The sequence below is a fragment of the Limnoraphis robusta BA-68 BA1 genome, assembly GCF_034932365.1.
In the GTDB taxonomy this organism is placed as follows: Bacteria; Cyanobacteriota; Cyanobacteriia; order Cyanobacteriales; family Microcoleaceae; genus Capilliphycus; species Capilliphycus robustus.
Genome location: NZ_JAYGHR010000003.1, coordinates 43,790 through 65,638 on the forward strand (window position 1 = coordinate 43,790; position 21,849 = coordinate 65,638).

Here is a 21,849-nt window from a genome sequence, read left to right on the forward strand (position 1 = left end):
TTGAAACAGTCCCGACGGCGGGCGTTGATAGAAATTGTTAAGTAATTTACGATAAAGAAAAACAGGGAAAATTTCCATTCCTCGGAGTCACTAAAAAGATATCTATTCAAGTGTCAATTGCAGTTGGTATAGACTTAGAGTTGTGCTGGAAATTACGGATTGAGTCTTTTCCACTTCAGAATGTTGCTCTCTTTGAGGCGACATTGCCACTTGAGTCGCTGATTCTGTTGTGACCTTGTTTGATCTAAACCGATCTACCGGAGCTGATTATGTAGCCTAGAACACGGGATCGACGAGCTGCATAACTAACTGTCTTCAGTCACAATTTTGTGTAGTCACTAGGATACACTCAACCATAGTGTTGTGTGCATAGACTCTAGCATCTGAGTTGATGTCTGTTGTGTCTTTAGAGGTCTGCGGCGTTTCGGGATCAGGCTTCTCAAAAATTTAACCTTTAGGCTGAACTGACTTCTCCTTCATGCTCAAATTGATCAAGCTTTCCATTGCGGACATTGCCCTTTACACGACTCTATCGCTGATGTTTGGCTTTGAGACTTCTGTCGCACAAGCTTCTCAATCACCGAAAATCATTCGACAGGGTTCATCCGTGGAACTCAATCGCCAAAAGCTTGATTTGGCTTGGGTTCAGTGGCAAAGTACAAGTCTGATGCCGCTACAAATTGGAATTCAGGATACCGGGTTAATGACACTCATGGGTATAGACCTACTCAACACAAATGATAGCACTGAGCAACCTGTTGGGTGGTTTTCACAACCGGACTCAACTCCCCTGTCTTTACCGACTCTCTATCACTCCCCAAACCGATACTTAGAGATTACAACCTTAGCTGAAAAGGAACAATGGCAGCTTTCAATTGTAGGAACAAGTCTGAAAATTACCACCCCTGCCGCCAGCATTCAAGCCCTTCAACAAACTCCCCTTTCTCCCCCAGTTAACTTACCTTTTTCTCCCCAACTCAAACCCGCTTATCGACAGTTAAAGATTGAGTTAAATCGTCCCACTATCTGGGAACATCCTCAAATCGCTCCTCCTCATTCCTCCACAACTCCACAAACTCTTTCAGACGACCCCCAGACGCCCTCTATCCCCCCGTTAACCCCCTGGACGATCAGTTTAGCTGCTCAACTAAATCAAAAGATTATAGCCCCATTTCCGTCTCTCTCCGAGAACCCCCTTCAAGGACTCGAACAAGTCAGCGCTCAAAATCAAACTCAGCTAAAATTTAATGTTCCTGTGGGTTGGCGTCCTGTTGTTTCGAGCTTGAATGATCCTGATCATCTGATTGTCGAAATTCGACCCGATTTTTTAGTTGAACGGGATATCCTTTGGATACCGGGACTTCGTTGGCGTCAGCAATATATCGAAATTCCTCACTCTCAACAAACCGCTTCATCCGAGCCTTCTCGTTTTCCCGTCTTCTGGCTAGAACTCGATCTCAGTCAACCTCAACTGTCTTTAGAACCGATCCTCAGTCGAACTCAATCACGGGTGGGGTTAGCTCCATTATTAACTACTGCTGGGCGATCGCAAGCGGTAGCCGCAATTAATGGAGGATTTTTTAACCGTAATAATCTTCTTCCCCTGGGAGCAATTCGACATCAAGGACGATGGCTGTCGAGTCCGATTTTAAACCGAGGGGCGATGGGTTGGACAGATCAAGGTGAAATTTACATTGATCGCCTAACTCGTTCAGAAACCCTAATCACTGGGACGGGAGAACGTCTCCCCATTTTGCATCTCAATAGTGGGTATGTGGAAGCGGGTCTTTCTCGTTATACCTCAGATTGGGGGTTGAGTTATGTTCCCGTGATGGATCGCGAATGGGCGATTGTTACTCGCAATTCTCGCATTACTCAGCATATTCTACGGGAAAGACCGATTAAAAATCCGGTTTCCATTCCGACCGATGGAGATTTGTTGGTGATCCGTAATCATACCGCCAGAGTCGCTCAACTCCCGGTAGGAACAGCAGTCAAAATCGAGAGTCAAACCTCACCTGAAACTTGGGAGGCTTACCCGCAAATTTTAGCCGCAGGGCCGTTATTATTGCAGTCAGGTCAAATTCTATTGGATGCCCTTTCCGAACGCTTTAGCGAGGCTTTTAGCAACCAACAGGCGATTCGCAGTGCAGTAGCCAGAACCCCAGAAAATAAACTTCTGTTCGTTGCCGTTCACAATCGTCCTCTGGGTTCGGGGCCAAGTTTAACAGAACTTGCTGAAATTCTCCAACAACTCGGGGCTGTTGAAGCTTTAAATTTGGATGGGGGAAGTTCTACCAGTTTGTACTTAGGCGGGCAGTTAATTGACCGTCCTCCGCAAACAGCCGCCCCGATTCATAACGCATTGGGTGTATTTTGGCAACCCTAAGTTATAGGGGTAATATCAGCTTTAATCTTCTATACATTCATCGATACTTAAGTAAAGATTGCGTAAAGATTACTAAAAATCCGTAGAATCAGGGATGACAACCTACCATATCTATTTGCTATGTTGGTTTATAGCGTCTAAGAGGCGGCAGGTTCTAAAACGAGTTCGGGCCTGAGTGTTTCTTAAGAGCAACTTGTAGGCTTCAGCCAGTTGAGTTGAGCCAAAAGCTTCATGCAGTGATCGCTGAGGTTTACTCAAATCCCCTCTGGATGTTGTGGATTCTCCATCAAAACTTAAATTAAACTTTAGTGCTGAAAGCCTGGGTGCATTGACTCAAATTTTTCTTTCAAATCATTTATCTATTAAGGACAGATTATTATCATGGTAGCCATTCAAGCAAAGCCCTCAACTGCCGCCCTATCTAAAGCGAATTCTCATGGTGTTGCTGCCACTGAGTTACGTCCCTGGGGATCTTTTACCACTTTAGAAGAAGGCTCGGGTTATAAGATTAAGCGTATTGAAGTTAATCCCGGACATCGCCTCAGTTTACAAATGCACCACCATCGCAGTGAACACTGGATCGTTGTTTCAGGAACAGCCAAAGTGACTTGTGGAGATCACGAAGAGGTGCTTTTTGCCAATCAATCAACTTATGTTCCCCAATGTACCTCTCACCGCTTGGAAAATCCCGGCGTGATTCCTCTGGTGTTGATCGAAGTTCAAAATGGGGAATATTTAGGGGAAGATGATATCGTTCGTTTTCAAGACGATTATTCTCGCGCTCCAGCTAAGGCAAAATAGGATAATATCTATATTGGATAACTAGGGATGAGACAGTAGGCTTTAAGGGTTTATCCCTGGCCTTTTCAGTCCCTAGTTTTCAATTAGTTATTTGAAGTTTGAGTTATGATCCAAGTCACTCCATCGGCTACTCGTGAGGTGTTGCGTCTGAAGTCAAAGCAAAAAGATCCCAATGTTCTGTTTCGCTTGGCAGTGGAGTCAGGGGGATGTTGTGGTTGGTTTTATCGGATGAGGTTTGAGCCAGCCTTACAGCCAGATGATATTGTTTACAACTGCGGTGCAATTCAAGTTGTGATTGATGCTCAAAGTTTGAGCCACGTTGAAGGTTTGATCTTGGACTACTCAGAAGATTTGATGGGAGGAGGATTTCGCTTCAACAATCCCAATGCCGCTAAAACCTGTGGTTGTAGTCATTCCTTTGTCGCTAGAGCTTGACAGACTTGAAGGATGTTTAAGACTTTTTTGAGAAATACCCTTGACAAATTATAGTTTTATTACCTATAGTAACAATTTGGGTATCAAGATTCTTAAAGAATCGGTCGAGTATCCCCGGTTCAGCCGCTAATCTTTTGGAGACAGTCACAGCTTGAGCTTTAGGCAGAAAGTTGTCGGCTTGTCAGCAAAGCGATCAAAGCGAGGGATTGGATAAACGGTCAGTTAATCCTGTAACGATGATGAGTCCTGGCGAGTGAGTCTAGGTTAATAGACTAACTCTTCAAAAATCTTTAGAGATGAAGCCGAAAAGCATACTAGACAGAGATTTTGTTAACGAGGGGATTCATCTGCTACAGGGTAGATGTTAAAACATCGGAAGTGGATTGACAATCTTCCGAAACTAGAAATTGCCGATTTGAGGAAATATGTTATAACTCATGCCCACTATACAGCAACTTATTCGATCTGCACGAGAACAAGCCCAGAAAAAGACAAAATCTCCAGCTCTTAAGAGTTGTCCGCAACGCCGAGGCGTTTGTACGAGAGTCTATACAACCACACCGAAAAAGCCCAATTCGGCACTTCGCAAAGTCGCAAGGGTACGTTTGACATCAGGCTTTGAAGTGACTGCTTACATTCCAGGGATTGGCCATAATCTACAGGAACATTCGGTTGTGATGATTCGCGGAGGTCGGGTTAAAGACTTACCGGGAGTCCGATACCACATTATTCGAGGCACCTTGGATACTGCCGGAGTTAAAGATCGCCGCCAAGGACGGTCGAAGTATGGGGCTAAACGTCCGAAGTCGTAGAGTAGAAAGTCAGCTTGTCAGATGACTGAATCTTTGATGAAATGACCAATAACCAAAACAATTAGGGTAAAAGTTAGATATGTCTCGTCGTAGAGTCGTTCAAAAACGTCCGGTTCCCCCGGACTCGGTGTATAATAGCCGTCTGCTCAGTATGATAGTCCGTCGCATTATGAGGCACGGGAAAAAATCCCTAGCTTACCGAGTGATTTATGATGCGATGAAAATTATTGAAGAGCGAACCGGGTCTGAGCCGTTAGAACTGTTTGAAAAGGCAGTGCGAAACGTTACCCCCCTAGTGGAAGTCAAAGCTAGACGAGTTGGTGGTGCAACCTACCAAGTTCCGATGGAAGTTCGCTCAGAACGGGGAACAACTTTGGCATTACGTTGGTTGATCCAATATTCCAGACAACGTTCCGGTCGGACAATGGCGATGAAACTTGCCAATGAACTAATGGATGCTGCCAACGAAACCGGAAGTGCTGTCCGCAAACGCGAAGAAACCCACCGTATGGCAGAAGCGAACAAAGCCTTTGCCCATTATCGGTACTAAAATGAATGAGGTGGGGATAGCAGTGATTTCCGCAAACAGATAGAATCTTAATGAAGGCTTAAAAAGGAGGTAGCTGTGGCACGTACTATCCCGCTTGAGAGAGTACGTAATATTGGTATTGCAGCCCACATCGATGCGGGCAAGACTACCACGACCGAGCGTATTTTGTTTTATTCGGGTGTGGTTCACAAAATGGGTGAAGTCCACGAGGGTACTGCGGTAACTGACTGGATGGCTCAAGAGCGGGAGCGTGGTATCACAATCACGGCTGCTGCAATCACAACCAGTTGGAGAGATCATAAGATCAACATCATTGACACTCCGGGTCACGTTGACTTCACTATTGAAGTCGAACGTTCCATGCGGGTGTTAGATGGGGTGATTGCCGTCTTCTGCTCTGTCGGTGGTGTTCAGCCTCAATCCGAGACCGTTTGGCGACAAGCAGAACGCTACAAAGTTCCTCGGATTGCATTCATCAATAAGATGGATCGCACAGGTGCTAACTTTTTCAAGGTTTACGAGCAAATTCGTGATCGCTTGAGGGCGAATGCCGTTCCGATTCAAGTTCCGATCGGCAGTGAAACTGATTTCCGAGGACTGGTGGACTTGGTGGCGATGAAAACCTATATCTATACCAATGATTTAGGGACAGACATCCAAGAAACTGATGAGATCCCGGATGAAGTGAAGGATTTAGTCACCGAGTACCGGGAAAAAATGCTGGAATCTTTGGCTGAAGCCGATGAAGGCATTATGGAGAAGTACCTCGAATCCTTAGAAGGGGGCGATCTGCCGACTGAAGAGGAAATTCGCCTGGCGATCCGTAAAGCAACGATTGCCGGAACAATTGTCCCGATATTGTGTGGTTCTGCCTTTAAGAACAGAGGCGTGCAACGGTTGTTAGATGGTGTGGTCGATTACCTCCCCGCTCCGACCGAAGTTCCGGCGATTAAAGGTACACTTCCAAGTGGAGAAGAACAAGAACGTCCCGCCGATGACGAAGCTCCTTTGTCTGCACTGGCATTCAAGATCATGGCAGATCCTTATGGTCGTTTGACCTTTGTGCGGGTCTACTCTGGAGTTCTTCAGAAGGGAAGCTATGTTTTCAACTCAACTAAAAACAAGAAAGAGCGAATCTCTCGCTTGATTGTGTTGAAAGCAGATGATCGAATTGAAGTCGATGAACTGCGATCAGGAGACTTAGGAGCCGCTTTGGGTCTCAAAGATACCTTAACCGGAGATACGCTGTGTGATGATAGCTCTCCGATCATTTTGGAATCTTTGTATGTCCCTGAGCCGGTCATTTCGGTAGCGGTCGAACCCAAAACCAAACAAGACATGGAGAAACTCTCCAAGGCTCTACAATCTCTATCAGAGGAAGACCCAACCTTCCGAGTTTCTGTTGATCCAGAGACGAACCAAACCGTAATTGCCGGAATGGGTGAACTCCACTTGGAGATTCTCGTAGACCGGATGTTGCGGGAGTTTAAGGTCGAAGCGAATGTGGGCGCACCCCAGGTTGCCTATCGGGAAACCATTCGCAAGTCTGTTAAGTCTGAGGGTAAATTTGTCCGTCAGAGTGGGGGTAAAGGTCAATACGGCCATGTTGTGATTGAACTCACACCCGGTGAACCTGGAAGCGGATTTGAATTCGTCTCCAAAATTGTGGGCGGTACTGTACCGAAAGAGTATATTAACCCAGCCGCAGAGGGGATGAAAGAAGCCTGTGAATCCGGTGTGATCGCGGGATACCCCTTGATTGATGTCAAAGCTACCCTCATAGACGGCTCCTATCACGATGTAGACTCTTCTGAAATGGCCTTTAAGATCGCCGGATCAATGGCGATCAAGCAAGGTGTAAAGAATGCCTCACCTGTGCTACTTGAGCCGATGATGAAGGTAGAAGTGGAAGTGCCAGACGATTTCATCGGTAACGTTATTGGCGACCTCAACTCCCGTCGAGGCCAGATAGAAGCTCAGGAAACCGATCAATCCCAAGGTCTTGCGAAGGTAACTGCGAAAGTTCCCCTCGCAACAATGTTTGGTTATGCGACTGATATTCGGTCTAATACTCAAGGACGGGGCATTTTCTCAATGGAATTTAGCCATTATGAAGAAGTTCCTCGCAGTGTGGCTGAAACCATCATTGCCAAGAGTAAAGGCGAATAACTGTTGAAAGGGGGCAGTAAGTGCAAGTGAGAAGATAAAATACAGATCGGTTCATCTTGTCTTCTGCTCCCCCAAACTCCATCTCAAGTGATCAGGCTTGAGCCTCAATCATTCAACATCTAAAATCTCGAATCAAAGATCAAGTAGGATATGGCACGCGCAAAATTTGAACGGAATAAACCCCACGTTAACATTGGTACAATCGGTCACGTTGACCATGGCAAAACCACTCTGACTGCTGCGATTACCATGACATTGGCAGCAGCAGGCGGAGCCAAAGCCCGTAAATATGAAGATATTGATGCGGCTCCTGAAGAAAAAGCACGGGGAATTACGATTAACACCGCTCACGTGGAGTATGAAACCGAAAATCGTCACTATGCTCACGTGGATTGCCCTGGACACGCAGACTATGTAAAAAACATGATCACCGGAGCCGCTCAAATGGACGGAGCGATTCTGGTTGTGTCTGCGGCTGATGGCCCCATGCCCCAAACTCGGGAACATATTCTGCTGGCTCGTCAGGTAGGTGTTCCGAGCTTGGTGGTTTTCCTCAACAAGAAAGACATGGTTGATGACGAAGAATTGCTCGAACTGGTTGAACTAGAAGTTCGGGAATTGCTCAGTTCCTATGATTTTCCAGGGGACGATATCCCGATTACTTCGGGTTCAGCTCTACGGGCTGTAGAAGCCTTGACTAGCAATCCCAAAATTAAGAAGGGAGAAGATGAGTGGGTAGATCATATCTACGCGCTGATGGATAGCGTAGATGAATATATTCCCACGCCCGAACGTGCCGTTGATAAGCCTTTCCTGATGGCTGTAGAAGATGTGTTCTCCATCACTGGTCGGGGTACTGTCGCTACAGGCCGGATTGAGCGGGGTAAGGTGAAAGTTCAAGAAACCGTTGAACTGGTTGGAATCAAAAATACTCGCAGCACAGTCGTAACGGGTGTGGAAATGTTCCAGAAAATCCTAGACGAAGGAATGGCTGGAGACAACGTAGGACTATTGTTGCGGGGTCTGCAAAAAGAGGACATTCAGCGCGGTATGGTGCTGGCTAAACCCGGTAGTATTACCCCTCACACTAACTTTGAGGCTGAGGTGTATGTTCTCAGGAAAGAAGAAGGCGGTCGCCATACTCCCTTCTTTGCTAACTATCGCCCTCAGTTCTACGTGCGGACAACCGATGTAACGGGTATAATCCAAGGCTACACGGCTGATGATGGTTCCAACATCGAAATGGTCATGCCCGGAGACCGGATTAAAATGACCGTTGAGCTGATTACTCCCATTGCGATTGAGCAGGGAATGCGTTTTGCAATTCGTGAAGGTGGTCGGACGATTGGTGCGGGCGTTGTGTCTAAAATTGTGAAGTAGGCGCAGACTCCAAACACTGATCACTTTCAACAGCTCGTCTTTTACCCGAGAGTTAATTGGCTCCTTGGGAACTTAGACGGGCTGTTTATCCCCATGCCCCTCGCTCAATTGTAGGCTTCTGAATTGGACTCACGCAGGGAAACCGCCTGAACATGAGTCCCTGAAAACTTAAAACTGAACCTGGAAAACTCAAAATCTAATGGCTACTATTCAACAGCAAAAAATTCGTATCCGTCTCAAAGCATTTGACCGCCGTTTGCTGGATACCTCTTGTGAAAAAATTGTCGATACGGCAAATCGCACGGGTGCAACCGCCATCGGCCCGATTCCCTTACCCACAAAACGACGCATTTATTGTGTTCTTCGTTCTCCTCACGTCGATAAAGATTCACGAGAACACTTTGAGACTCGAACTCATCGCCGCATCATTGATATCTATCAGCCTTCCTCTAAAACTATTGATGCTTTGATGAAACTGGATTTACCCGCAGGCGTAGATATTGAGGTGAAGCTTTAGGCTAAACCCGCAAAATAGAGACTTCACTGAGAAACAGGGGTAAGAAATCCGCTAAAGTAAAAGAAAGAAGCGCACACCTTAAACGGACAATGGCATCATCTTCCTCAATTGCAGTTCGAGAACTACCCCTGTTTCCACTTCCAGAAGTGGTTCTATTTCCAGCAATCCCTCTGCCGTTGCATATTTTTGAGTTTCGTTATCGGATTATGATGAACACTATCCTTGAAAGCGATCGCCGCTTTGGGGTTGTGATGTTCGATCCGATTCAAGGAAAAGTCGCTTCCGTGGGTTGCTGTGCAGAAATCATTCAGCATCAGCGTTTACCAGATGATCGTCTGAAAATGATCACCCTGGGTCAGCAACGGTTCCGCGTCTTAGAAGCTGTTCGAGAAAAACCTTACCTGGTTGGGTTGGTTGAATGGATAGAAGATGTCGCCCCTCAACAAGATCTCAGACCTTTAGCAACAGAAGTTGAAGGTTTGCTGCGAGATGTGGTTCGTCTCTCCAGTAAGTTAATGGATCAAAGCATTAAACTTCCAGAGGATATTCCCAGTTTACCGACGGAGTTATCCTACTGGGTGGCGAGTAACCTCTATGGTGTACCCGCAGAACAGCAAGCCCTTCTAGAAATGCAAGATACTGCTGCTCGCTTGGAACGGGAAGTGGAAATCTTGAGTTCTACTCGAAGTCACTTAGCGGCTAAAACGGTTCTCAAAGATACTTTTAACCCTGTTGATCCCAACTAACTGAATTCCACTCAGGATCATAAAATCATCCCCATTTGATCGAAAATCCTTTAATTTGGTTTTTCAAAATTCCATCTAAGCCTCCCTTGGGTACTGCAACCATAATCAAAGATTTGGTTGTACGGGGAATCGGAGACGGGGTTTGTGTTATCATTCTTTTATTCTCAAAGTATGATCTACTGGTGGTCAGCCAGAAAGTTACGCCCTAACCTGAAACAACAGGTTTTTTAGGAGAAATGATTGTCGGAGCGATGATCAGCCTGGGAATCGACAGTTAAGGTGCTTGTGCCTGAAAATCGAATGCAGGATTTGGAAACATTTCCTGAGAATCTGAAACCCTAATTTTTGATTCGGTTTTAGAGGTTCAAATCTTGTACCAATTTTGGACTGCTAGCCACCCCCCGGAGAGCAGTCCTGCTAGACTCAGGGTTAAACCGCTATAGGGTATTAATAATCCGAAAATCGGTAAAGCCACGCCTGCGATCGTGCAAATTATAGCGGCTAGAGATGCTTGACGATTGCTTCCTAACCCCCAAACTAGACCCAATAAAATCGGACAAATCAAAGTAAATGCGAGTCTAGCATCAATCAAGCGACTGGTATATGTCAGAGTTAGTATACAAGCAAAGAAAATTCCGGCGGCAATTGCAACATCTCTTAAACTCAGGGGTAATGAGAGATTGAGTAACAAAATCCACCACAAAAATATTGCAGGAGCTAACAATAGCAAACGCGGTAAAACGCCTGTATTCGTAACCCGATCAGTCGCCGTAAAGACACCAAAGGGATTGCGTACAGAGACATTTCCTTCAAAAATCCAAGTCAGTTCTCGCTCTCGAACTCCCTCTTGCGTCACAGTCGGGAGAGCGCCTGCAAAATCAGCATTAGGAAAGTTGGCGAAAGCCGTCAGACGAAAATTAGAAAGCAGTTGTCCCATAGGTTCATAAACCCAACGCGGCGCACCTTGGGCTTGATATGTCACCCGAAAACGAGTGCTTTCTCCGGGCGCTAAACGAAAGGGAAATCCATAGTCGCCTGGGTTAACGGATACCAACGCTTGACCCTCTCGTTCAACTTGAAAGTCTTGAAGAAGTTTATACCCAAAAGGCGGACGAATTTCAAAGAAAAACTGCTGAATATCACTCAGTCGGTTTACCACTTGATAATCGGCTTCAAAGCTAACATTATATAACCATTGACGAGTTGCTGGATCAGTTGCTTGATCAATTCTCACTTGAATTTGTGAAGCAGCGATCGCCAAAAACCGATCCACCATGCGTGTCGCTTCTTCCTCGATTTGTTGATTATCAACCCAGCGATAGTTTTTATAAGTTTCTTCCACCTGATAACGCACTTGAGGTGCTGCTTGTTCAAGCCGTTCACCTGCAACAGTGGTTGCAACTTGAGCAACTTTTTGTTGTTCCCAGTGATGATATCGGTTAGCCAGAGTCGAACACAGAAAAAACCCCCCCACCAGAATGAGTAAAATTAAACCAATGTGAGGTAACTTTTGAATCACTAAAACATAGCGTTCTAACCATTCTTTAAGAACTGTGGCAGTCGGCTCACCTTGACGAGAATTCGACCAAGTAATCAGAGCCATTACTACGCCAAACGCCACAATTAACAATCCCAATTGAAAAGAGAATTGAACAATTTGAGAGCCAAAATTAATCAGCTTATCAGGATGAGTTAAATCCGGTAAATTCGGAATGCCTTGAGACGAAGGATACATGAGAAAATCCTACGAGAAAAAACGTATAACTATACTTACATTCATCTTGTAAGTCTCTACTCCGGTCTGAATACAAAGAATTACACTCTTGTTTCCTTGTATTCCTGATGATTAATAAAATCCTCCTGCTCAACTCCACTTAACGATCAATGATCGAATAACTACCGAAAATTTTGAGTTGTTTTGTATAAGCGGCTAATTCAGTTAAAGCGGATTTAACCGATTCTTCACAAGCATTAGCTTCGAGATCGATAAAAAATAAATAATCTCCGAGCAAGCGCTTTGTCGGACGAGATTCAATCCGACTCATATTAATCCCTCGCTCTGCAAACAGCTGTAACGGTTTAACCAATACACCTGGCTTATTTTCCGGTACACTGAACGCTAAAGAAGTATAATTCCCTCCCGGCGAGGGTTGCAAACTTACCACCCAAAAGCGAGTACAGTTATCGGGATAATCATTAATCGGATGAGCAATAATGGGCAACTGGTATAAACTCGCAGCACGTTCTGATGCAATGGCGCAGGCGGTTCTCTCTGTATCTAAATGTTGTAGGGCTTCTGTTGTGGAATTCGTGGCAATTTGCCGCACTTGTGGAAGATTTTGATTTAACCACTCCTGACACTGGGCTAGGGCTTGAGGATGGGAATAAACAACTTGAATGTCTTCTTGACGACTCGCCAGGGAAATTAAAGCATGGGAAATCGGCAACACTAAAGCTTGCTGAATGTTCAGGGTATCAATTTGCCAGAGTGTATCTAAAGTCATGCTGACACTGCCCTCAATGGAGTTTTCCACAGGGACTACGCCTAAATGGACTTCTCCCTTCGCCACAGCCCAGAGCGTTTGAGCAATACTGGGATAGGGACAAAGAGATGATTTTAGGCTTTCGGGTGTTGTTTTTACTAAATATTCAGCGTAGGCTGTAGCGGCGGCTTCTGCATAGGTTCCCGCAGGGCCTAAATGAGCGATGGAAAGTTTCATTTTAATTAATTTGAACAGAGGAAAAGCTGACAACGGATAGAGAGTAAATTCATCCAAAAGGTGGAAATTACTTCCATTTTTTCTAGGTTTTGGTCATAGGTCGATCAAATGCGTTACAATTCTTAACTCTAGGCTCATTATTTGTACGCCTATGATGAGAAAATTAACTAACCCAATTGAGGCATATATAGCAGTCGAAGGATAGGTTAGGACATAGATTGATACTGAAAAGTAGACTGTGAACTACTTTTTTCCCAGATCCACTGTTTTTTGTTCCCTGCTATATATTGTTTTGCTCTCATCTGCACCTGCTCCTGACAACATCAAAAACTGTTAAACTTTATTAAAGTCCGTTTACAAAGCTTGAAATTAAATTTTTTTATGCTTACCCAATTCAACGCCTCTCAGTCTATTGAAATTGCCCTACCCCAACAGCAAATTCCCATTCGACATTATTTGCGTCAACCTCGGCGTTTGATGAACGCTTTAGCTGATTCCACAAGGTTAGAACAACTCAGTAAAGATACTTTTCGGCTAAAAATGCGCCCTCTTTCGTTTATGATGCTGAGTATTCAACCGACAGTCGATCTGAAAGTTTGGGCTTTAGCGGACGGAACCATTGGCTTAAAGTCAGTGGGCTGCGAAATTCGCGGCGTAGAATATATTAATCAACGCTTTTCTTTAAAATTAGTGGGACGTTTATCCCCCATAGAGATAGAAGGCGTCACTCATCTGACAGGCCAAGCGGACTTACAAGTTCAGGTAGAATTGCCTCCTCCATTGCAATTTACACCCCTATCAATATTAGAAACAACAGGCAATGGATTACTCAAAAGTGTTCTTCTAACCATCAAACAAAGACTGATGCACAATCTACTCTGTGATTATCGCAGATGGGCATCCGAACAGAGCGACACCTTGGTTAATCAGCCTGAGTCTGTTCTTTCGAGTGAAGGTCAAACCATCTAACCGGATTCAATCATATCCTTTTTAGGGCGAGATTCCATCCATCAACGTCATATTAAACCCAAGCCGATTTGACAAGGACTAAACGAAAGTCGGTGTTGCAAACAAGGGCCATAGCGTTGTAATGCTTGTTGGTGTTTTTTCGTTCCATATCCTTTATTGTTAATCAAGTCATATTCGGGATATTTGTTGGCTAAACGCACGATTAATTCATCTCGCCAGACCTTAGCCACAATACTCGCAGAAGCAATTACCGTTGAAGTTTGATCGCCTTTGATCACAGTTTGTTGGGGAATCAATAATCCAGGAATGGGTTGATTCCCATCAATTAAACACAAGTCAGGAGGCGGTTTCAACTTCAAAATTGATCGCTTCATCGCCAACAACGTCGCCTGGAGAATATTAAGGCGATCAATTTCTCGCACCGATGCAATGCCAATTTTACAGTCTAAGGCGATCGCTCTAATCTGATATGCGAGTCGTTTCCGAGCCTTGGGCTGTAACTGTTTGCTATCTCGCACACCAGAAGCCGCTAATTGAGCGATCGCTTCATCCGACAAGATCACCGCCGCCGCGACAACCGGGCCAAACAAAGCCCCCCGTCCGACTTCATCAACACCAGCAATGAATTGAGGCATAGAATTCTTTGATTACGAGGACTTGCTAACCCGGTTTCGTTCTCCACTGTTTCTGCTCTACAGTGACCAGTTTTTACAGTGAGCAGTTATCAATATTCTCTGTCTACTGGTCACTGTCTACTGGTCACTGTCTACTGGTCACTGTTCACTGTTTACCTAGTCAGGTACCGCAGAGGAACGCCGACGCCGACGCCGACGACTTGAGGAGTCTGAATCATCCTCTAAATCCAGAGAATCTTCTAAATCCTCTGCAACAGCTAACGATGGAGAAGGGGAAAACTCCTCAACAGCAATTTCCTCTGGAGGCTCAATAGAAAAAGAATCCATGCTCACCGTTGACTCAAAAAAGGGTTCAGGTGAAGGTACTTCTATGGGTTCTTCCTCACTTTCCTCTAAAAGATCCTTGGGTGAAGGCGGTTCTTCTCCAGGTAAACGGACAGTAACAATCACATTTCTGGTATTTTTTAGGGTTTGATGAGAAAGCAACAACGGTGAGATGCCCATCATGGCATACATCTGTTGTTCATCAGAAGTCATTTCAACAGAAATCACTTCCGGCTGTTCTGTTGGCGGTTTCAGGGTTTCGGACTTAACCGTGCGGCTTCTTTCTGCTAAGGTGCTTCGGGTTGGTAATCCTTCCGATAACTGAAGTTCTGGACGATTTTCATTGTATCCACTGGTAGGGGCGAGTCGCAAATGATTGCGGCTCGGTTCCGAATCACGAACCAAAGAATCCAACTCCCCAATTCGCCGACGCCGACGCCGACGAGCATTACCGGCTGTACTAATATCTTGATAGCTGGGATGGTTAATTAGCTCTAAATCTTGCAAATTGCTAGAAGAATCAAGCTCTACAGTTTCGGGTTCTTCTCGGGGTTGCGGTGCATCCAAAACAATCGTTTTCTCAGGAAGAAGCCGTTCTGTAATCTCCGGTAGACTACTGACAGACAATCCACTGCGAGGTGTTAATACCACCCGTTCCCCTGTCGTCATGCTTTCAGTCGGTTCGACTTCAGATTCACCCGGAAGATGAACTAAATGCCCTAATCCGTTACAAGTCTGACAAGGACGCCCAAACAACTCATAGATATTTTGTCCCTGACGCTTGCGGGTTAACTCTACTAACCCCAACTCCGACAATTGAGCAATTTGGGGTCGTGCTTTGTCAGCTTTGAGAACCTTATTAAAGTGTTCCAGCACTTGCAATTGATCACGGCGGGAATCCATATCGATAAAATCGACAATGATCACCCCGGCAATATTGCGTAAGCGCAACTGACGGGCAATTTCCGTTGCCGCTTCACAGTTTGTCCACAAAACGGTTTCTCGCGAGGTTGCTGAACGGGTAAACGAACCGGAGTTGACATCAATCACCGTTAAAGCCTCTGTTGGCTGAATCACAACATACCCTCCCGAGGGTAGATCAACTCTAGGTCGCAGGGCTTCACGAATCGCCGCATTTACCCGAAAATATTCCAGAATCGGAATGCGTTCTCGGTGGTGATCAATCAAAACTCCCTGGGGTGCTTTACCTGCACTCCAGTTCATCAAATGTTGCTTAACGCGCTTAATCCCGGAGTGAGAATCTACGACAATGCGATTGACATCGCCACTGTACATATCGCGCAACACCCGTTGAATAAAGTCATTGTCGCGATTGAGTAAAGCCGGAGGTCGAGTTGAACTGCCTTCTTGTTGAACGTTTTCCCATTGTTTTTGTAGACTTTCCAAGTCTTCCAAAATGGCATCTTCTGCCATCCCTTCCGCTTCTGTTCGCACTAACAATCCCATCCCCGAGGGTTTAATTAAAATGGCAAGTGCTTTCAGGCGATTTCGTTCCGTTTCCGAACGAATCCGACGGGATAAATTGACACCCCGTCCGTAAGGCATCAGGACTAAGTAGCGACCCGGTAAGGTAATATTTCCGGTGAGTCGCGGGCCTTTCGTCCCGGTGGGTTCTTTCATCACCTGCACCAACACTTTTTGTTGAGGTGCTAATAATTCGGTGATCGAACCGGAAGACTTTTTCAACCGTAAAGGGCCGAGATCAGAAACATGGATAAATCCGTTCCGTTCTGCGTCCCCAATATTCACAAACGCTGCATCAATTCCGGGCAGGACATTTTCAACAACTCCTAAATAAATATCACTAACTTGGTGATTTCCGGTTGCAACAACGAGTTCTTGAATTTGATCTTCGGAAAAAACAGCTGCAATTCGATGCTGTTCGGCAATGATAATTTGTTTTGACATCTAATTTCCTCAAAACTTAGCAACACAGGAGGCAGCTACGCTGCGTGTACCTCTGATGTTGACTTGAATTGTTCGCGGAGCGTCTCCGGAGGAGCATCGTTGATCAATGATGTTTCTTCTAACGATTTGAGTTGGAACGGGAGAATAAACCCTGCGATCTGCGGCTCACAGAGAATTTCTAGAATAATAAACTGAAACAGATATTTATTAAGAAAGAACGGATTTTAGACCGGGTACTGGGCAATGGGTACATCAATTAAAAACTTCAGAAGTTCAGGAGTTCATAAGTTTAATAAAAAACAGTCACCTGTCATCTATAAACTCTCACCTAAACAGTCCCCTATCACCTTTCACCTGTTCCCTAAATTATCCGTTTTTCTGCTGACTATCCGTTGTCACTTAACAAGCAAATTTTCGCAACTTGGGTAATTCCTTGAGAACTAGATTAGCCTGTTAACATTGAGTAAACTGTAATCATTTTTTGTCAAGCAATTCTTCTCTGACTAGAGATTTTGTTGACGTTTTACCGTCCTCAATACCCGCTCAAATACTCGTTCACCGTAGAAGAAAATCACCCGATCAATGGTCGTTGGTCTTTGGGATGAACGAGGGCTGATTAACATTAAATCATTCCACTGTTCGGCTAACTCACCGTTTGACTGACTGTTGATCATCCCTTCTAGCCTGAGTGGAGTTGGTTTGCTCAGTTTGGGGGTTGCTCAACAGATGCCTGGCTGAATATACTGCCTACCCTACAAGAAAACTTTGCCCAGATCAAGAGCAAGTTCGCCGATCATTTGGGCAATTCTCAAGCAAGGGTTCGCTTGGGTTCGCTAGCCCCTTATTCCCCCAATTTAGAATAAAGGTTGCTTCATTTACCATTGACACCACGATTTGCAATTAACTCCTTTAGCTATCTGTTTTGGTCACGAACGATCTGCGGCTCACCTCTGCTGCAAAAAAGCAAGTCCGGAATTTTTCAACGCTCCAAGATCAACGAAGAAATCTTACAAGTGTTGAGAAGTTCCACAGTGATCAACCGAATCCTTCGACTGGAATTTTATACCGATCTGTCGGTTCAATCCTCCAAATCTTGATGAATCGCTCCTAACAGAACAGCTTTGCTGGATTCTCACCCCAAACTCTATGCAATTATCCCATCAGAGGTTGTTTGGATAAAACGGTTTAAAATTTTTCCGAGGTGAAATACCTATTATGCTCACCCAATGTCAGCAAGAGGGCAGCTTTTTTTCCGGAACCTTCCCAGTTGAGTTCTTCTCAGTCTCGGTTGTCTCACCGATCTCAATAAGCGACTCTAGCTAAAGATTTTTAGGCTTGTAGCCTTAGCCCTAGATTTTATAATAACACCTATTTTAATACAACAAAAGGTACGAAATCTCCCGAATCGGAGTAAGACTCGGGCAAACAACCCCAAAGATCGCCATTCACTATCAATCTCGGGGTTGTTGTCTACCTGTCTATCTTAACGGGGGGGGCTGGGGGGCTATAGCACTGCCCCCATAATCTTTGATTTGGGGGTAGGTACATGGACACCCCAGGTAAAAAGCGAGGCATTCGACCTGTCCGCTTTTTACAATCTCCGTATCAATTGTTAAACTTAATGACATAGAGTCAAAACAGCCATGTTGGTATTCGAGGCTAAATTACGAGGAACAGACGAGCAGTACGTCATCTTGGATGAGATGATTAGAACTGCTCGTTTCGTGCGTAATAGCTGCCTGAGATACTGGATGGATAACAAAAGGGTCAACAGGTATGATTTGAACAAGTATTGCAAAATACTCAGAGAACAATTTGAATGGTGCAAAAAACTTTCAGCGCAAGCCTGTCAAGCTAGTGCTGAAAGGACATGGAGTGCTATCGCCAGGTTCTTTGATAATTGCAAGAAAAAGGTTCCGGGCAAGAAAGGTTTTCCTAAGTTTAAGAAGCATCAAACTCATGGCTCAGTCGAGTACAAAGTTGATGGATGGGTGTTATCGGATGACCGATTAACCATTACATTTAGGGATGGTTTCAAAGCTGGAACTTTTAGAATGTGGGGAACTCGCGATTTGCATTTTTATCAAAAAAAGCAGATTAAACGAGTGAGTGTTGTGCGTCGAGCCGATGGATATTATGTTCAGTTTTCCATCGACCAAGAGCGAAATGAACAACATAAACCCACAAATCGGATGGTAGGCATAGATGTTGGTTTAAACTATTTCTACACTGACTCTGATGGTAACAAAGTAGAAAACCCAAGGTTTTTGAGGAAAGCCGAGAAGTCTTTAAAACGCGCACAAAAACGTGTTTCTCGTAGAACTAAAGGGTCAAGAAATCGCTTCAAAGCCATTAAGAAATTAGGTAAAACGCATCTCAAGATATCAAGGCGGCGTAAAGACTTTGCGGTAAAAACTGCTTGGGCGCTTATCCTGTCGGCAGATTTGGTAGCCATTGAAGACCTAAAAGTGCGAAACATGGTTAAGAATCATCGTCTAGCTAAATCAATATCTGATGCTAGTTGGACGTTGTTTAGGCAGTGGTTGGAATATTTCGGGAAAGTGTTTAACGTGCCAGTGATTGCTGTTGCACCTCATTACACTTCTCAAAATTGCTCCAATTGCGGACAAGAAGTTAAGAAAACTTTGTCCACTCGCACACATCAATGCCCACATTGCGGTTATTTAGATGACCGTGACACAAATGCCGCCATTAATATTTTGATGAAAGCATTGCAAGGGTTAGCACAACTACCGAGGGGCACTCGGAAAGTAACGCCTGGGGATGAGATGATCCACTGCTTAGAGGGAGAAATCCCAAAAAGTAAGGTTGCTCGTAGAGCCAGGAATTCTCATCAGTAATGATGGGAATCCGCCTCCATAATCAAAGATTTGGAGGTGGAGGATGTCAAGGTTATGCACAAGCAACAGTTCAAGGTTTTCCAAAGTGCAAATGCTCTCAAGCACAATTTTGTTTCATCACTAGCTTTAGCTGGAGGTGTCGCGATCAGCTTGGGATTTATTAATATCATGCCGCTTCCAACTCATCGTTTTCAGTTTCAGCAACAAATTGGGGATCATCAACTCTCGGGCGTGTTTGAAGGAACAGACAAAAACGCCAATGGCCTGGTGGAATTATCGGAGTTAGACTCCTTTGAAGCCAGTTGGGGCGACTATTCCTGGACGAAAGAAGATTTAGAAGTCTTTAGCTGGGGAGAAAAAGCAATCAGTCAAAACCAAGAGAAAGTTTACGGTATCGAAGGACTGAACTTTTTCGCCCGAAGCCGCCAACAACTCAAATCCCAAGCTTTACAGGTTTGGAACCGACAAGTTAGCACGCCTGAAGGTTCATCCGAGAATCAAGGTGTTTACGGAATCGAGTATGCCGCCAACACACCCGATAATACCTTATTTTCTCAAGAGCAACTGCCCTTAGTCGTTAACCCCCTCCAATCTCCGGCAGATGTCTCTGTGTTGATGATGTTACTCTTGGTTGGAAGCGCAGGTTTATTGGTTTTAAATCCCTGTTTTTATGGCAACAGCCCAGACGGTAAACCCTGTTCGAGTCAAGGAAAAATTTAAAATTTGATCAACTCTTAGATCTTTGCTAGAGAACTCCTTTTGAACTGGGAATCGTTCCTGCACGTCGGGGATCAATTTCTACAGCCATTCGTAGCGATCGCGCTAAGGCTTTAAACGTCGCTTCAATAATGTGATGGGAATTAATCCCGTCTAACTGACGAATATGCAGAGTCATCAAACTATTATTAGCCAGGGCGACAAAAAATTCTCGCACAAGCTGGGTATCATAGGTGCCAACCCGTTGAGTGGGAATCTCTAAGCCATAACTCAGATGAGGACGCCCAGAAAAATCCAACGCCACCTGAATTAAAGCTTCATCCAGGGGGGCGACAAAATGACCAAACCGAGTAATTCCAATGCGATCGCCTAAAGCTTTGGCGAGGGCTTGTCCGAGCGTAATTCCGACATCCTCATTGGTGTGGTGATCATCTATTTCTAGATCTCCGACGGCTTGCACCTGCAAATCTATCAAGCCGTGAGAGGCGATTTGCTGCAACATATGATCGAGGAAAGGAATGCCTGTGTTGGCTTGACAGGTGCCGATACCGTCTAAATTCACTGTTACGGTGACATCGGTTTCCTTGGTTGTCCGTTTGACGGTTGCTGTGCGGGGACTCAAGATCAGTTAAAAGGTAAACTGTACAACTCTTATTCTACAAAACTTTCAACCTACAAGCTTACCAAGAGAAGCAGGTTTAGAGCAAGGTCGTTCACGACGGATTATTTTATGCTAACATAAGTTTATCGTGGCTCGATGCCGATAATCTATGCTTGTGTATGAAATGAAGCTGCAAGGAACCCAATACCAGTACAGAAAGTTAGACGAAGCTATCCGTACTGGTAGGTTTGTTCGTAACAGCATCATCAAAGCATGGATAAATATATCTGTTTTGAAAATACCGTCGGGCAGACGGAAATCAACGCCTCCCGAGAGACTGATCTCTGCTTGGGCGGGGAAACCCAATCCTTGTAAGTCAACTCATAGAAAGAGGAAGCCCAAATAGTGATGTTTGGAATCTCCGTTGTTTACGACGGAGAGGATGTCAATAGACTTATTGATGGAATAGTTGAAGGTATTAATAACAAACTGAAATTGCTAAAACGTTGTGGATTTGGCTTGAGGAATTTTAGTAATGCGTGAATTAAGAGCTTTACTCTTCTGGCATTTGCCTAAAAATTTAGCACAGTAACTACGGAAGACCCGAAATCTTAGACTTGTCCTCAGAAACCGGGTTGATTTAGGGCTTAATTAGCCTCAGCCTCCACTTGAATCATTTCAACATCCTCAATCGCTTGACCCTGATGGACTAAATCTTGATGATCGTTGGTACTTAAACTGACTCGCAGTTGATTTTGTCCGGGTTTGAGGGTGCTGAGATAATACCAATTCCCATAAATTCTCGTTATTTTTTCCCCATTCACATACAAGTGAGCGTGTCCTTCTCCGGGGCGGGCGTCGCGGCTGGCCTGTTCGGGGGCAAAGCGGAAATTCGAGACTTTGACTTCAAGATTCCATCCTCTAACGTTATCAGGATGAACCACTAAATCAACGGTTGGAATGGGTTGACCCTCGGGAATTTCCATCGGTTCGTGAGGGTGATTTCCCTGAGATTCGTGAGTCAGTCCTAGTCGATTTCCAGTGACAATCATCGCGATCGCCATCACAATTGTTATCCAATATTTCGCGCTCATCTCACAACGCAACTCCTCTATCTGCAACAATCGCTATAAAAGCAATAGAGGGATTGTAAGTCGCAGGTTAAAGCGCGTCAAAAGACAGGCTGTCAAAGTTCAATCTATTCAACTAAAATAGGGGCTTTAAACAACTTATAACAGCCTGTAAGCCTGTTGAAATCCAGGTTTGATCAATTCAGAGGTTCAACCCATTAAGT

At 44.8% G+C, this 21,849-nt stretch carries 21 protein-coding genes and 1 pseudogene; 14 read left to right on the forward strand and 8 right to left on the reverse strand.

Translation table 11 applies throughout. The features are described 5' to 3' along the window. The first annotated feature begins 478 nt into the window (after nt 1-478). From VB836_RS02450 to VB836_RS02490, 9 genes are all read left to right on the forward strand, one after another. On the forward strand, nt 479-2,389 hold the full coding sequence (locus tag VB836_RS02450; RefSeq protein WP_323217842.1) for a phosphodiester glycosidase family protein: 1,911 nt from the start codon (nt 479-481) through the stop codon (nt 2,387-2,389). A gap of 381 nt (nt 2,390-2,770) precedes the next feature. Then, nucleotides 2,771-3,190 (forward strand): phosphomannose isomerase type II C-terminal cupin domain, encoded by a 420-nt coding sequence (locus tag VB836_RS02455; RefSeq protein ID WP_046277074.1) that lies wholly within the window; start codon nt 2,771-2,773, stop codon nt 3,188-3,190. A 105-nt stretch (nt 3,191-3,295) separates the two neighbouring features. After that, nucleotides 3,296-3,625, forward strand: a complete 330-nt coding sequence (locus VB836_RS02460) for a HesB/IscA family protein (protein ID WP_323217843.1) — start codon at nt 3,296-3,298, stop codon at nt 3,623-3,625. A gap of 437 nt (nt 3,626-4,062) precedes the next feature. After that, the gene (rpsL, locus tag VB836_RS02465) at nt 4,063-4,437 is read left to right on the forward strand and encodes a 30S ribosomal protein S12 (RefSeq protein WP_323217844.1); all 375 of its coding nucleotides are present in this window, start codon (nt 4,063-4,065) and stop codon (nt 4,435-4,437) included. 79 nt (nt 4,438-4,516) lie between these two features. Next, a complete protein-coding gene (rpsG, locus tag VB836_RS02470; RefSeq protein WP_046277071.1) occupies nt 4,517-4,987 on the forward strand; it encodes a 30S ribosomal protein S7 in 471 nt (156 codons plus the stop codon). 75 nt (nt 4,988-5,062) lie between these two features. Next, nucleotides 5,063-7,156: an elongation factor G gene (gene fusA, locus VB836_RS02475; RefSeq protein WP_323217845.1), complete on the forward strand. Its 2,094-nt coding sequence runs from the start codon at nt 5,063-5,065 to the stop codon at nt 7,154-7,156. Between the two features lie 150 nt (nt 7,157-7,306). Beyond that, the gene (gene tuf / locus VB836_RS02480) at nt 7,307-8,536 is read left to right on the forward strand and encodes an elongation factor Tu (RefSeq protein ID WP_323217846.1); all 1,230 of its coding nucleotides are present in this window, start codon (nt 7,307-7,309) and stop codon (nt 8,534-8,536) included. A gap of 199 nt (nt 8,537-8,735) precedes the next feature. Beyond that, nucleotides 8,736-9,053 (forward strand): 30S ribosomal protein S10, encoded by a 318-nt coding sequence (gene rpsJ, locus VB836_RS02485; protein ID WP_023068084.1) that lies wholly within the window; start codon nt 8,736-8,738, stop codon nt 9,051-9,053. An 89-nt stretch (nt 9,054-9,142) separates the two neighbouring features. Beyond that, nucleotides 9,143-9,799, forward strand: a complete 657-nt coding sequence (locus tag VB836_RS02490; RefSeq protein ID WP_323217847.1) for an LON peptidase substrate-binding domain-containing protein — start codon at nt 9,143-9,145, stop codon at nt 9,797-9,799. Nucleotides 9,800-9,824: 25 nt separating this feature from the next. Here VB836_RS02490 and VB836_RS02495 read toward each other — a convergent pair whose 3' ends face one another. The 3 genes from VB836_RS02495 to pheA form a co-directional block, all read right to left on the reverse strand. Then, complete coding sequence (locus tag VB836_RS02495; RefSeq protein ID WP_323217848.1) at nt 9,825-9,953, reverse strand: hypothetical protein; 129 nt, start codon at nt 9,951-9,953, stop codon at nt 9,825-9,827. A gap of 210 nt (nt 9,954-10,163) precedes the next feature. Further along, complete coding sequence (locus VB836_RS02500) at nt 10,164-11,534, reverse strand: hypothetical protein (RefSeq protein WP_323217849.1); 1,371 nt, start codon at nt 11,532-11,534, stop codon at nt 10,164-10,166. A gap of 139 nt (nt 11,535-11,673) precedes the next feature. After that, on the reverse strand, nt 11,674-12,519 hold the full coding sequence (gene pheA / locus VB836_RS02505) for a prephenate dehydratase (RefSeq protein ID WP_323217850.1): 846 nt from the start codon (nt 12,517-12,519) through the stop codon (nt 11,674-11,676). Between the two features lie 381 nt (nt 12,520-12,900). Here pheA and VB836_RS02510 point away from each other — a divergent pair, with 381 nt between their 5' ends. Next, nucleotides 12,901-13,488, forward strand: coding sequence for a DUF1997 domain-containing protein (locus VB836_RS02510; protein ID WP_046281336.1), 588 nt, complete (start codon nt 12,901-12,903; stop codon nt 13,486-13,488). 47 nt (nt 13,489-13,535) lie between these two features. Here the strand turns inward: VB836_RS02510 and VB836_RS02515 are convergent, their stop codons facing one another. The 3 genes from VB836_RS02515 to VB836_RS02525 all read right to left on the reverse strand — a co-directional run bounded on the left by VB836_RS02515 (nt 13,536) and on the right by VB836_RS02525 (nt 17,050). Further along, nucleotides 13,536-14,123: a ribonuclease HII gene (locus VB836_RS02515; RefSeq protein ID WP_046277584.1), complete on the reverse strand. Its 588-nt coding sequence runs from the start codon at nt 14,121-14,123 to the stop codon at nt 13,536-13,538. Between the two features lie 156 nt (nt 14,124-14,279). Next, nucleotides 14,280-16,376 carry an Rne/Rng family ribonuclease gene (locus VB836_RS02520; RefSeq protein ID WP_323217851.1) on the reverse strand — a complete coding sequence of 699 codons (2,097 nt, stop codon included), beginning with the start codon at nt 16,374-16,376 and terminating at the stop codon, nt 14,280-14,282. Between the two features lie 503 nt (nt 16,377-16,879). Beyond that, on the reverse strand, nt 16,880-17,050 hold the full coding sequence (locus VB836_RS02525) for a hypothetical protein (protein WP_160315416.1): 171 nt from the start codon (nt 17,048-17,050) through the stop codon (nt 16,880-16,882). A 969-nt stretch (nt 17,051-18,019) separates the two neighbouring features. Here VB836_RS02525 and VB836_RS02530 point away from each other — a divergent pair. Together VB836_RS02530 and VB836_RS02535 are read left to right on the forward strand one after the other, a co-directional pair. Next, on the forward strand, nt 18,020-19,237 hold the full coding sequence (locus VB836_RS02530; protein ID WP_323217852.1) for an RNA-guided endonuclease InsQ/TnpB family protein: 1,218 nt from the start codon (nt 18,020-18,022) through the stop codon (nt 19,235-19,237). Nucleotides 19,238-19,291: 54 nt separating this feature from the next. Then, nucleotides 19,292-19,957, forward strand: coding sequence for a hypothetical protein (locus VB836_RS02535; RefSeq protein ID WP_046280997.1), 666 nt, complete (start codon nt 19,292-19,294; stop codon nt 19,955-19,957). A gap of 25 nt (nt 19,958-19,982) precedes the next feature. Here the strand turns inward: VB836_RS02535 and hisB are convergent, their stop codons facing one another. Beyond that, nucleotides 19,983-20,582, reverse strand: coding sequence for an imidazoleglycerol-phosphate dehydratase HisB (hisB, locus tag VB836_RS02540; protein WP_323217960.1), 600 nt, complete (start codon nt 20,580-20,582; stop codon nt 19,983-19,985). A gap of 142 nt (nt 20,583-20,724) precedes the next feature. On the opposite strand from hisB, the pseudogene VB836_RS30290 reads away from it, so the two are divergent. Then, nucleotides 20,725-20,838, forward strand: a pseudogene (locus VB836_RS30290) (RNA-guided endonuclease TnpB family protein); the annotation flags it as partial. A gap of 125 nt (nt 20,839-20,963) precedes the next feature. After that, nucleotides 20,964-21,098 carry a transposase gene (locus tag VB836_RS30295; protein WP_407659554.1) on the forward strand — a complete coding sequence of 45 codons (135 nt, stop codon included), beginning with the start codon at nt 20,964-20,966 and terminating at the stop codon, nt 21,096-21,098. 104 nt (nt 21,099-21,202) lie between these two features. On the opposite strand, the gene VB836_RS02550 is transcribed toward VB836_RS30295, so the two are convergent. Then, complete coding sequence (locus VB836_RS02550; protein WP_323217853.1) at nt 21,203-21,649, reverse strand: hypothetical protein; 447 nt, start codon at nt 21,647-21,649, stop codon at nt 21,203-21,205. Between the last annotated feature and the right edge of the window lie 200 nt (nt 21,650-21,849).